The following is a 13,949-nucleotide window of genomic DNA, read 5'->3' as shown; positions in this document are numbered from 1 at the left end:
TTATGAAAAATAAAAAGCATACACCTCCCAAATTCTTTTTAAACTTCTTTCGATGGTTTTGTCATCCTGAAATGTCAGATTATATAGAAGGAGACCTGATGGAGGTTTACGATAGAAACCTCAAAAAACTAGGCAAAGGAAAAGCTGATTGGAAGTTTATCATTGATGTGATTCTGCTACTCAGACCTGGCATTATAAAACCACGAAAAGCATATCAAAATCTAAATTCTTATAGCATGTATAAAAGTTACTTCAAAATAGGGTGGAGAACGCTCTTCCGAAACAAAGATTATGCACTGATGAACATTGCAGGCTTGGCGTTAAGCATTACTTGTTGCCTGCTCATTTTTACATTGGTCAAGCACCATTTAAGTTTTGATAATTTTCACGAAAACAATGAGCAGATTTATAGAATCGTCACGGAAATGCACAGTGAAAATGAACATTATTCCACAGGTGTTCCCACACCCTTAGGGACATTAGTACGTGATAACCAGACTTTCAGCGAAAAGACGGCGAGGATTTATATTCATCCAAATGCTTTAATAACACTACCAGAAGAGGAAGAAAAGATTAAATATAAGGAGGCCTCTGGTGTAACCTTCGCTGAGCCGGAATTTTTTAATATTTTTAATTTTCACCTGGTTGAAGGTAGTATAGAATCTTCTATGAATGCCCTAAATTCAGCCATCATTTCCGAGCGACTGGCTGTAAAATATTTTGGAGATAAAAACCCAATCGGTAAAACCATCTTGCTGGAAAATGATCTTGAAATATCTATTAGTGGAATACTAAAAGATATCCCTGACAATACCGACTTTAGGTCAGAGATAATAGTTTCTTTCCCTACTTTTAAATCATTTATGCCTTGGTTAGCTTCGGATGATTTTTGGTCCGGTATATCCGGAAATCTCCAAACGTATGTGGTATTAAACCCATCCACACCTACTTATGAGGCAGAGGAGGCGCTAACCTACTATGCTCAGGAATACCCAATAAATAAACAAACCAAAAGCGTGTATAAATTGCAGGCACTTTCTGATATTCATTTTATAGACAGATTTGGAGGAGGAGTGATCGATAAAAACCATCTATGGATACTTTCTGCAATAGGTATATTTTTACTGCTGACAGCATGTGTTAATTTTATAAACCTAGCCACAGCGCAGGCTTTAAGACGTGCCAAAGAAGTGGGAGTCCGCAAAACAATGGGGGGCCAACGGAGGCAACTTTTTTGGCAGTTTATGGTGGAGACAGGAATAATTACTGCCATAAGTATTTTTATAGCAATTATAGCTGCCTATATACTGCTTCCTAACCTTAATAATCTATATGAAACTAATCTTCGTTTAGCATTATTCACCGATAGGAGTTTGATACTGTTTATAGTTGTTTTGGGTTTGGTCATCACCTTTTTAGCAGGATTTTATCCAGGTTATTTATTGGGAGGATTCCAACCGATTACTGCCTTTCGACAGAAACTTTCGCAGCAGCATATAGGCGGATTTAATTTGCGGCGGACATTGATTGTATCCCAGTTTGTGATTTCTCAGGTATTGATCATATCCTTGATAGTGGTGATCAACCAGATGCGGTTCACTAAAAATGCAGACCTGGGTTTTGATAAGGAAGCCATTGTAATGGTAAAGGCAGGGGATTATGCTATTTCGAAAATGGAAGCAGTAAAAAATGAATGCTACCGATTACCTGGTGTGGAGCAGGTATCACTTTGTAATAATGCCCCGGCATCTGCTGATAAATGGGAAACGGATATATTAAGGGGAAACAGTCAGGAAAAAATGGATTTTCTTATCAATATGAAATTAGTGGACGCTAATTATGTTTCTACATTCAATTTAGATATTATATATGGGCGCAATTTGATTGTTTCCGATACAGTAATGGAAATCTTAGTCAATGAGACTTTGGTTGAGCTATTGGGAATCATCAATCCAAATGATGCACTTGGAAGCCATATATCAGTTAATTCCGGTAATATGAAGGGGCAAATTGTAGGGGTGATCAAGGATTTTCATGACAGGTCTTTTCATGAAGCCATTAGCCCCACTATTTTGGCTTCAGCCAGTAGACATTATTCTCATTTTGCCATTAAAATAGACCCCCAGGATATCCAAAGTACGTTAGAGGGACTTAGGTCGATATGGCAAGGAAATTATCAAGATCAAGTGTATGAGTACGCATTTCTAGATGACCGTATAGAGCAATTTTATTTGACTGAAAACATGATGCTATCAGGGATCCAAATGTTTACCATTATTGCACTATGCATCAGTTGTTTAGGTCTATATGGTTTAATTTCATTTATGGTCACACAGAAGACCAAAGAGGTGGGTATCCGAAAAGTCATGGGAGGAGGGGAAATCCATATTATGTGGATATTTGGGAAAGAATTTGTGCTTTTGATCGGGTTAGGTTTTGTGATAGCCTCTCCTATAGGGTGGTGGTTGATGCAAAGGTGGCTTCAGGATTTCGCATTTAGCATTCAGATAGATATATGGACATTTGCTATAGCGGGTATAGGAACATTGATCATAGCTGCTGCCACGGTCAGCTATCAGGTTCTTCGTGTTGCTTTTCTTAATCCTGTATTAAGTTTGAAGGCCGAATAGCAGATCTAAAATTATACACAACCAATAACTCTGTCTATTTTATCTTTCGGTTTAACGTCATCATGTCCGGTAATTTCTTTTCAAAACATCGACTGTTTTCGATTTCAGCATACTGGCCGTAATTTGGAATTAAGCTGTATCCGTTTTTAAAATACAGGCCTATTGCTTCCGGCTGCTTTACACCGGTTTCCAATATGCATTTCTGATAGGATAATTCAGCAGCCCAGGTTTCTAAAGTCCTTAACACAAGGGAAGCTGCTCCCAGACCTCTGTTTTTGGGCAGAGTATACATTCTTTTGATTTCCATAGTATGCTTATCATATTCTTTAATAGCCCCACAGCTGATGGGGTAACCATTATCATATATGACTATGACATATTTTATAGAATCAATTTTATTGAATTGTTCATAAAAAGAATGATCCTCGCCATCCCTTTTGGCCAGGTCCATATCAAGGTGTTTTACCAGTTCTATAAAATCCCTGTCATTAGAATCAGTTCTTTGTATTTCCATCTTTAATTCAAATATAGAGTATTAATTTATGGGGTGTCATAAAGTATGTATCATTGAAACCCAAGCTGGACGTCTATCTTTTCGCTGAGTATAGAAGTCAGGTGATGTGTACATTTTTCAGCTTTAACATTAGTGATCGGCTCCTATATCTCAGGCTAAGTTTATGGACCTATGACTTGTTCATTTTTATTGTGACGTAATTGATATTTTAAAATTGAAATGGCGGCAATTCAATTTATTTATGCTTTAATTCCTTCCATGCCTAAAGCAATATAGGCTAATTTTAGTAAAATTAATTATAAATACCTCAGAAATGCTTCTGATATATTGTTAGATGTGAAGCATAGTTTCTTAGATCCCATATCTTGCAGTTTTAAGTATTGATCATAAATAATTCAATTATAAAACTTAAAATTGAAAAATCCTGAAGCTTAAGCTTATGAAGAATATGGCTATATTGAATATAAGATGCAGCGCCTTTTCTCAGTGAAAATAAGGGTAAAAAAGTCTATTTTTTTGGCGTGTCGTTATTAAGAAATTTTTAAGGTTTTTTGACCATTTATTAATGGTAGTGATTGGAATAGAAAAAAAGATGATTTTTAGCCATTCTTAAAACTAACTCGCATTATAATGTTTAACCGACGCAATTTTATCAAAACATTAGGGCTTTCAGGCCTTGGCCTTACTGGTTTAGGCCTTGAGTCCTTGGGCGCCGATCAACCTATCAGGTCTAAGGCTATTGTCCCTTATTCACCTATAAAAATCAAAGGCAGGGTCACTTCTAATGGTAAAGGTATATACAGGACCATAATATCGGACGGAAGGAGTGTAATACCAACCGATAAAGAAGGAAGGTTTGAATTGATATCTGGTACAGACAGGGACTTTATCTTCATCAGTTTGCCTGCAGGCTATCAGATCAAAAAACAGGCAAACGGATCGGCTGCCTATTATTATAAACTGGATCCCACCAAGTCAGAGCAGGAATTTAGCTTTAAACTGGATCCGGTGTCGCAATCAGATGATAACCATCATTTTTTATTACTGGCTGATACGCAGATCCAAAATGAATATGAAGCGGAACAATTACTCACCGTTTCGGCAGTTGATGTACAAAAAACAGTTCAGCAACTTAATGACCCCAACCTGTTTGGAATAGGCTGCGGGGATTTGGTATTTGATCAGTTTGATCTGTTTAAAGACTACAATGATGCTATTGTAAAGACAGGAATTCCTTTTTTTCAGGTAATAGGCAACCACGATATGGACCTGAACGTACGGACTGACCGCTGGAGTGGGGATACATTTAAAGGACATTTTGGCCCCACCTATTATTCATTTAACAGGGGAGAAATACATTATGTGGTGCTGGATGATGTTTTTTATCTAGGAGCGGATAAAAAATACATAGGCTATCTGGATGAAGAACAACTACAATGGCTGGAAAATGATCTGTCTTTTGTGGAAAAAGGGAAAACAGTGGTGGTATCCCTTCATATCCCTACTTATACAGGAGCAGTGACCAGATATCCAGAAAGGGATACGCTCGGAGGGACGGTCAGTAACCGACAGCATTTATATAAAATTTTGGAAGGATATAATGCACATATTATGTCTGGGCATACACATTTTAATGATAATATGATCCTGGGCGATCATCTCTTTGAGCACTGCCATGGGACAGTATGCGGTGCGTGGTGGTCTGGACCGATATGCTATGATGGTACGCCTAATGGCTATGGCGTATACAAAGCACAAGGTTCTAGTCTCAGTTGGCAATATAAATCTACAGGTATGGACCTGAACCACCAGATGAGGATCTATGAACAAGGAAAGCATTCAGAACATATGGATATGGTGGCAGTGAACTGCTGGAACTGGGATCCTAGCTGGAAAATGACATGGGAAGAGAATGGTATTCAGAAAGGTCAACTGGATAGAAGGGTGGCCCTGGATCCACTTAGCGTATCACTCCATTTGGGCCCTGAATTACCTTCCCGAAGAAAATGGGTAGAACCCCAATTGAATGACCACATGTTTTTCTTTAAGCCCCAGGATGCAGGAGCTAATATTAACATTTTAGCTGAAGACAGGTTTGGAAATACCTATAGGGAAAAACTTGTATGATGATCATCCCCTGTCGAAACCGGGCAGGGGATTTAATAAAAACATAATCTATTTATTTTCTGTCGGGAAAACCTCATAGTTACATTTATATCCTGTAAAGATCTATCTAATATGTTGTTCAGTAAAAATCAATTTAATGCTGTCTTTGAAGAGCATTGGGAGGTTTTATACAAGGCTGCCTATAGCCGAATCCAGGATCAGGCTGTAGTGGAAGATATGCTTCAGGATATTTTTATTGACCTTTGGAGCCGGAGGGATTCCATCATCATCCGGTCTACCTTAAAAGCATATTTGCTCACTGCGGTAAAATATAGAGTTCTAAAATTTTTACATCAGAAAAACCAGTATTATATTAGGGATATACAAGGACTAGATTTTGTAAATGCCACTGAAGAAGAAGTTCATCCTTTTGATCTACTCTATGAACGACTCGAAGTTGTGCTTCAAAAATTGCCGGAAAAAAACAGATTGATATTTAAGTTAAGCAAACTGGAAGGCTATTCTACACAAGAAATAGCGGATAAACTGGATATTTCATCTCAGACTGTTCACAACCACCTTACCAAATCAATGAAAATTATCAGAACAGAGCTATCTGATGCTACTCCTCTATTGTTATATTTCTTTTTACCTTAGGTTAAGAAATCTGTACTTTTTGAATTTAAGTTAATATTTTCTTAATTAAATGAAGTAGTAGTGGGCCCTATCTATTCGGACTATATAGATAGGACCCATTACTATGGAAGAAGATCAGCGAATCCAATTATTAATTTCCCGGGCATTGACTGGGAAGCTCTCAGCGGATGAATGGAAGGTACTAAACGATTGGTACCAGCATCAAAAGGAGGAATATCTTGTCATAAAAGACTATCGGGACAGGTCTAAATCCCAGATCAAAAGGGATATCTTACATCGCATAGAAACCTCTGTAGAGACCAAGCAGAAAACAAAGCTGTATTATTATGCAGCTGCAGCTGCTTCTTTATTTTTGATTTTTTCATATTGGATATATCCCCCTTTGTCAGAAGCAAAAAAGAATGATACCCTCATCTACCAAAAAGTGGAAAACGGCGTAGGTATGATAAAGAAAATAAAGCTGCCGGATGGTTCCTTAGTTTTCTTATATCATAATTCTTCCATACAGTTTGATGCCAGATTTAAGGATGACAGAAGAGTGCTGTTATCAGGCAAAGCTTTTTTTGATGTCAAAAAGGATTCCATACATGCTTTCACTGTAATAACTCCCTCATTCAGTACAGAAGTCTTAGGGACCTCTTTTCTAGTGAATGAGGCAGATAGTCAGGTAGCTGTCAAAACCGGTAAGGTAAAAGTTGAAAATTCTCTTGGAAGAGAAGTGTTTCTTTCACCTGACCATCTATTGACCTATTCTGGAGATGATGTTAAAGTCGAGTCCATATTAGAGCCAGAAATTTATTTCGGATGGGTAGAGGGACAGCTTTATTTTAAAAATACCTCCATGCCTGCGCTTATAAGTGAACTGGAGAACTGGTATGGGGTGACCATTACTTCCAATGTAAAGGATGACATCAATTGCCAGGTAACCGGGACCTATACTGATCTGAGCTTAGAAAGCCTTCTACAGGCTATCCAATATTCAATACCACTTACCTATACGATCAATGAAAAAAATGTAATCATCCATTTCAAAAATTGCAATTAAATATGAAGGGGACTGTTACAGCAGCCCATTACCATTCTAGGCAAGCTCGACTTGTCTCCGTACACATTACCAGAACATTCAAATTTATGAAAGAAAAATTACAACACCCTTTAAGGAAAACAATGATGAAATTATTTTCCATTATGTTACTGCTCTGTTGGGGGCAATCTCTTGTCTGGGCAAATGATTCTGATGCCCAGAGTCTTACTCAAACCATGATCAAAGTATCTGGCAAAAAACAGTCCGTGCTGACTTATTTCCATGATATAGAAAAGCAGTCATCATTTCGGTTTTCTTATGACAGCCATCTGGATTTAAATCAGCAGATCAACCTGTCCAAGGAAGTACAGTCTTTAGAACAACTGCTTTTAGCCATTTCTAAAAAAGCCAATCTTAAATTTAAGCAGGTCAATCAAACCCTTGCTGTATCAAAAAACCAGGAACAGATGGATAAGGGAATGCACAAGCTTTTGGTAATCAGCGGTCAGGTGAGGGATATGGATACAGGGGAAGCATTACCAGGTGTAAATATTATAATCAAAGGTACTCAGAAAGGAACCGTCACAGATATCGAAGGGATGTTTCAAATAGCTGCTGAGCCGAATGACATTCTTTTGTTCTCTTATTTAGGATATCAAAAGCAGGAAGTGGCTATTCAAAACCAGCAGCAAATACAGGTTCTGCTTAGTATGGATGACAGCGAGTTACAGGAAGTCATTGTGACGGCCTTGGGTATCAAAAGAGAAGAAAAAGCCCTGGGGTATGCCACCCAAAAGGTGACAGGTGACGAATTATTAGAAGCAAGGCCAAACAACTGGTCAGATGCCTTGATAGGAAAAGTCGCTGGGTTAAATGTATTGTCTGCTGGTTCAGGTCCTATGAACTCTTCTCAGATAAGCCTAAGAGGTGATAATTCATTAAATCCCAATGGTAATTTTGCTTTGATAGTAGTAGATGGTGTACCGCTGAACAGTGGTCTTACCTCATCTGGAGTGGGCAGTGCATATGGGGCCGGATCTGGAAATGATGTCCCTGTAGATTTTGGAAATGGAATAGCGGATCTTAACCCGGATGACATTGAAAACATCACGGTACTAAAAGGGGCCAGTGCGACGGCTCTATATGGCAGCAGGGCTGCTAACGGAGCCCTTATCATCACCACCAAAAGCGGAAGAAGACCGCAAAAGGGTATAGGGGTGACGGTAAATACAAACGTAAGTTTTAATGATGTGCTTAGATGGCCTGACCGCCAATACGAATATGGTCAGGGAACAGGTAGGGCATTCAACCAGCAAGGAGAGCTGTATTATTCCTATGGCGTGTCTGAAGACGGTGCCAGTACAGGAGGTACCAGTAGTGCCTTCGGCCCAAGGTTTGATGGTCAATTTTATTATCAGTTTGACCCTGCTACTCAGGAACAATCAGCGGAAAGGCAATTGTGGAGACCTTATGAGGATAATGTAACCGGTTTCTGGAGGACAGGTTCCACTATTACCAATAGTGTAGCGCTGGAAGGTAGTACCCAGACGAGTGCGGTAAGGGCATCCTTTACCCATACCAAAAACGAATGGATAATGCCTAATACCGGATTTGAAAGATATGTGGCAGCTATAAGTGTAAACCAGGAGATCAGCCCGAGGTTAAAATTGACCGGAAAGGTCAATTATATCAATAAAAGAAGTGACAATCTGCCCGCCACAGGATACAACAACCAGTCTATCGCTTATTTTATGATTTTTCAGAATCCCAATATCAGCCTAGATGCATATAGACCGATATGGCGTGCAGGTATGGAAAATGTCCAACAATTGAATGCGTTCAGTGGCTTTATAGATAATCCCTACCTTATCGCATATGAAATGACCAATGCTGTAAACAATAATTCGGTGATCGGTAACCTATCAGCTAACTATGAATTCAGTCCCAAATTTGATCTACTCATAAGGTCCGGGATAGCCATGAGCCAAGAGGAAAGGGAGCAGCGTAGGCCATACAGTACAGCAAATTTTCAGCGGGGATACTATAGGGAACAGGACATTACCAATTATGAAATCAATACAGACTTCCTGCTTTCCTATCACGAAAAGCTGGGAGATAAAGTGGATCTCAGAATGAGTGCGGGAGGCAACCAAATGATCCGAAACTATAGAATGGTCAGTGCGGACGTAGATGGATTGGTGATACCGGGTGTGTTTAAATTAAGCAATGGCATTAATAATCCTATGTTAAATACCCTTACCAGTGATAGGGTCATTAATTCTTTATTCGGATTGGCATCTTGGTCTTTTGATGAAAAAATATATGTAGATCTCACAGGTAGGAATGACTGGTCCAGCACCCTTCCATCGCAGAACCGAAGCTTTTTCTATCCTTCGATCAGTACCTCGTTTATAGTTACGGATTTGATGGCCTTGCCGAAAATGATATCTTTTGCAAAGCTTAGGTTGTCTGGAGCGCAGGTAGGAAATGATACGGAGCCCTACAGGACCAGTAAATATTATGGTCAGAGTGAATTTCCCGGATCAGGTTCAGTACCTACCTTACTATATAATACTAATTTTAAACCGGAAATCAGTACCAGTTACGAAGCTGGGATAGATTTGATTTTTTTTAACAGAAGATTGGGTGCGGACATCAATTTCTATCATACCGTCACCAATAATCAGATTTTGGAAGTACCTATAGACATTACTTCTGGATATTCCAGAGCGGTATTAAATGCGGGCAGGGTCCGGAATCAGGGAGTGGAACTGGTATTAAACGGTTCACCGGTGGTTACCAAAACTTTTAAATGGAATACTTTCATCACTTGGGCAAAAAATGATAATAGGGTATTGGCCCTGGCTGATGAAGTAGATGGTAGCCAGGTGATCGGTACAGGAGGCAATGCCTCCATTATTGCCAGAGTGGGAGGGACTACAGGAGATATTTATGGATTTGGCTTTGAACGCTCTCCTGATGGACAGATTATTTATAACGCTACTACAGGATTACCCATCAGACCTCAGGAAATCCAATATATAGGAAACGCGTATGCAGATTGGAAAGGAGGGTTTAGAAATGAATTTACCTATAGAAATATCCGGACCAGCATTCTTTTCGATGGCCAGTATGGGGGAATGGTGTATTCCCAGACACACCATAAAATGGCCGAACAGGGGAAATTGACCCATACCTTACGGGGAAGAGAGGATGGATTCATCATAGGGGATGGAGTGGTGGATAACGGTGACGGTACTTATTCACCCAATACAACACAGGTAGATTTACCTGCCTACTATGGCGATTATTATAGACGGGCCAATGTAGAATCCAATTCCTTTGATGCTTCTTTCATCAAATTAAGAGAGCTCCGAATCGAATACAACATTCCATCCAGGTGGATGAATAGGTGGATGGCCGAAAGAGCTTCCATTGCCATTTACGGCAGAGACCTGGCCATGTGGACCAATTTCCCCATGTTTGATCCTGAAACGGCAGCCTTGAACGGTGGCACTTTATTGCCCGGTATAGAAATGGGCCAGTTGCCTACGCCTAGAACTTTCGGTGTAAATATCACGCTTAAACTTTAATTCTGAATCCGGTCATGACAAAATCCTCACGCTGTAAAAAATTATCTCCTATACGAGATGCCGACCGCTACTTCGATATGGGCTAAATTATGACTTTTAAACAAAAAATGACTTAATGATGAAAAATATATTATTGATATGTAGCGCGATTACATTCATGATGAGTGTAAATTCTTGTGTATATGATTTTGATGAATTAAATACCAATCCCAATCTGATAGACAGGGTCAGTCCGGGTACGCTGCTCAATCCGATTCTCTATGGAGTGACCAGTTTTAATACGTCCAGGGCGGATGCGTTTACCTTCCAGCTGATGCAAGTAGCACTGCCCTTCCCAAGTGCTGCAGGAGGCATACACAGGTATGATCTTACTGAATCAGCTGGTAACTCCACATGGAATACTTATTATAGATGGCTGATCAATATCAAAGAAATGGAAACAGCGGCAATAGCCGCCCAAGACCCTAATTATGAAGCCATCGCACTAACTTTAAAAGCATGGGTGTATAGTTTGCTTACAGATAGTTTTGGAGATGTGCCATTTTATGAAGCATCTAAGGCGGAAGAGGGAGTGCTACGGGCCAGGTTTGACACACAGCAGGAAATATATGAAGCGATCCTGAAAGATTTAGAAATAGCCAATAGTTTATATGATCTTCAGCGTAACATGATTTATGGAGAAGATATACTATTTCAGAATAATGTGGCCAGGTGGCAGAAATTTACCAATTCCCTACACCTACGCTTATTGTTAAGGATTTCTAATAAACATACGGATGCGTACAGCAGGATGGCTGAAATCATATCACAGCCAGCAGTGTATCCCATATTTAGTTCCAATGAGGAATCTGCTGTTTTGAAAATCACTGGGGTGGCGCCTAATCTTTCACCTTGGGGAAGAGCCATTGATTTCACCACTTTCAGGTCCATGTCCGAATTTTTTATCGATCACCTAAATCAGCTCAATGACCCACGTAGGGCTAAGTTCAGTACCCAGGCCAGAGAACTCGACGGGCAGTCTATTATAGGATATAAAGGCATACCCAGTGGATATGCCAGCAATGAATCTGCATTTCAGTTTCAGCCCAGTAACCATAATATAGCTTTGGTTCAGGCCCCTATGATCGGACTGATCCTTACTTATGCAGAAGTGGAATTTATCAAAGCAGAATTGGCACTGAAAGGACATATAGCTGCTAATGCCAAATCTCATTATGAAGCAGGTGTTAAAGCAGCCATGGCAATTTGGGGAGTGCAGTTGCCTAATGAATATTTTACCAATCCGGCTGCGGCTTTTAATAATACGATCGAAAGGTTAATGTTACAAAAATATATAGGCCTTTATTTTAATGATTACCAACAGTGGTTTGAATATAGAAGAACCGGATATCCTGTACTTCCAAAAGCAGCCGGTATGTTAAATGATCAAAAGGTACCGGTCAGGTTTCGCTATCCTGTGGATGTACAGTTGCATAACAGGGCAAATTACAATGATGCTGTGGCGAGAATGGGCGGGGATAATATTAACATAAAAGTTTGGTGGGAAATGTAAACAAATGGAATGCTGCTAAAGAAAGACCGGCCTGCTGTAGTAGGTCGGTCTTTTTATAAGGATGAGTTCTTAAACAAAAAGTCTATATAATCACCTTTTAACATGGTTTACTTATTTAATTTTGGAATAATATTACGATGGTACTTGGCATGTCGTATTCCATGTCCTATGTTTATATCTATTTGAAGAAGAAAATAACCACAGATCATTAAAGAAAGTATTAGATCAAACTTATTAACTATATTATGCCAAATTTAATAAAATGCTTAATACGGCTTAAAATAGGTTTGGATAATTTCACAAATGGCATAAATCACAATTGGTAAACTTGAAATTTATGGCATTTCTGAAAATTTTAAATAATTTAAAAAAAACGAAGTAGAATGGCATATTTTAATTTGCCCTGCTATAAATTTAATTCTAAAGTATTCTACCTTTAACAACGAATAAAACTACTTACATCATGTTATCATTTGCCCGAGTTTTTTTTGGTGCCTGGAGTCTATTGTTTATAGTTTTTGCTTATCTCCAATTTAACGATCCCGACCCTGAAGTATGGGTAAGTATATATGGGCTGGCAGCAGTCTTATCCGCTTTGGCAGCTTATGGGAAATACCTTCTGCCTGTATTGCTGGTAGCTGCTGTGGCTGCTCTGATAGGAGGCATTTATTTATTTCCCTCATCCGTGAGTGACTGGGTGATTCAGGAGTGGCGACAAGCGGATCTAACTATGAAAACCCCCGATATGGAAGAAGCCAGAGAATCCTTTGGTTTACTTATCATTTTTGTGATCATGAGCATCGCTGCCTTTATAGGCTGGAGGCAGATAAAACCTTCCCCCATAGCTAAGAAAAATGCTTTACATTCATAAGAATAAAACCTATTTGCCTTTATCCATTTCAATTTATTTATCCTAATGACCATATGATCTATCAGGTAGACATTTCAGATGCTAAAACCTTTTTTCGGAAGATTATTCAGGAGAATATCCCTACAGCTGGGCTAAACTGGATAGATGGCCAGGTATCGAATCTAGAAGATGATTTCAAAATAAGGTCATTTTATATGGCATTCAGTACTGTACCCCGGTATATCAGCAAAGATTTTTTGGTCATGACAAAAGATCAAATTAGAGAGGCAGAAAATTTGCGGCAAGGCTTTCAGCCCAAATATTGGAACCAGGTACAATTTGTCCGAACCTATTTGCTGTTAATGCTACCAAACGATATAGCAGGTGAATATATAGCTAGCCTGGATAAGCTCTATGAAACTGCAGATATGGACGAACAGATAAGCCTCTTTGGAGCTTTACCCTTACTTCCATATCCTGAGATGTTAATTAAACGTGCAGCGGACGGCATCCGTACCAATATCACTGCAGTATTTGATGCCATTACTTTACATAACCCTTACCCTAAGGAATTCTTGCATGAAGAAGCTTGGAATCAGATGGTTTTAAAAGCAGTATTCATGCAGCGCCCCCTGTACAGAATCTATAGGGCAGACGAACGGACCAATCCAGAATTGGCCAGGATGCTGATAGATTTTGCGCATGAACGTAGGGCCGCTGGACGGAAGGTATGGCCGGAACTCTGGCGGTTTGTGGCACCCTATATGGGCAATAATGATTTATCAGACCTAACTAGCCTCCTCAATGGAGATATATTAGAGAGGAAGGCAGCCCTATTGGCATGTGCATTCAGTAAGGCCTCCCAGGCTGAACAGCTGCTCAACCAATTTCCCGACATAAATAAGGAAATATTAAGTGGCAGCCTAGACTGGGATACCCTAGGTGAGCTTGTAGAGGACAATGTTTTGAATGCTTGATCATAAAATCCCAAAACGCTATTATAAAAGTTTACCATAATAAAAT

Annotated in this window: 9 protein-coding genes; 8 read left to right on the top strand and 1 reads right to left on the bottom strand. The window is 39.4% G+C overall.

Going from position 1 to position 13,949, the window contains the following annotated elements:
• Positions 1–2: 2 nt before the first annotated feature.
• Positions 3–2,630 (top strand): FtsX-like permease family protein, encoded by a 2,628-nt coding sequence (locus EL17_RS20485; RefSeq protein WP_084166289.1) that lies wholly within the window; start codon positions 3–5, stop codon positions 2,628–2,630.
• A gap of 34 nt (positions 2,631–2,664) precedes the next feature.
• Here the strand turns inward: EL17_RS20485 and EL17_RS20480 are convergent, their stop codons facing one another.
• The gene (locus EL17_RS20480; RefSeq protein ID WP_035078833.1) at positions 2,665–3,144 is read right to left on the bottom strand and encodes a GNAT family N-acetyltransferase; all 480 of its coding nucleotides are present in this window, start codon (positions 3,142–3,144) and stop codon (positions 2,665–2,667) included.
• A 630-nt stretch (positions 3,145–3,774) separates the two neighbouring features.
• On the opposite strand from EL17_RS20480, the gene EL17_RS20475 reads away from it, so the two are divergent.
• From EL17_RS20475 to EL17_RS20445, 7 genes are all read left to right on the top strand, one after another.
• On the top strand, positions 3,775–5,271 hold the full coding sequence (locus tag EL17_RS20475; RefSeq protein WP_035078829.1) for a calcineurin-like phosphoesterase C-terminal domain-containing protein: 1,497 nt from the start codon (positions 3,775–3,777) through the stop codon (positions 5,269–5,271).
• Between the two features lie 111 nt (positions 5,272–5,382).
• Positions 5,383–5,907 carry a sigma-70 family RNA polymerase sigma factor gene (locus EL17_RS20470; RefSeq protein ID WP_035078827.1) on the top strand — a complete coding sequence of 175 codons (525 nt, stop codon included), beginning with the start codon at positions 5,383–5,385 and terminating at the stop codon, positions 5,905–5,907.
• A 103-nt stretch (positions 5,908–6,010) separates the two neighbouring features.
• The gene (locus tag EL17_RS20465; RefSeq protein WP_035078824.1) at positions 6,011–6,952 is read left to right on the top strand and encodes a FecR family protein; all 942 of its coding nucleotides are present in this window, start codon (positions 6,011–6,013) and stop codon (positions 6,950–6,952) included.
• 122 nt (positions 6,953–7,074) lie between these two features.
• Entirely contained in the window at positions 7,075–10,524 is a 3,450-nt protein-coding gene (locus EL17_RS20460; RefSeq protein ID WP_240486040.1) for a SusC/RagA family TonB-linked outer membrane protein, read from the top strand.
• A 115-nt stretch (positions 10,525–10,639) separates the two neighbouring features.
• Positions 10,640–12,076, top strand: a complete 1,437-nt coding sequence (locus EL17_RS20455) for a SusD/RagB family nutrient-binding outer membrane lipoprotein (protein WP_240486039.1) — start codon at positions 10,640–10,642, stop codon at positions 12,074–12,076.
• 463 nt (positions 12,077–12,539) lie between these two features.
• On the top strand, positions 12,540–12,947 hold the full coding sequence (locus tag EL17_RS20450; protein WP_051720248.1) for a transmembrane 220 family protein: 408 nt from the start codon (positions 12,540–12,542) through the stop codon (positions 12,945–12,947).
• Between the two features lie 53 nt (positions 12,948–13,000).
• A complete protein-coding gene (locus tag EL17_RS20445; RefSeq protein ID WP_035078816.1) occupies positions 13,001–13,903 on the top strand; it encodes an EboA domain-containing protein in 903 nt (300 codons plus the stop codon).
• The last annotated feature ends 46 nt before the right edge of the window (positions 13,904–13,949 follow it).

The organism is Anditalea andensis (genome assembly GCF_000714815.1).
GTDB lineage: Bacteria > Bacteroidota > Bacteroidia > Cytophagales > Cyclobacteriaceae > Anditalea > Anditalea andensis.
This window is presented reverse-complemented; position numbering and strand designations above follow the sequence as displayed.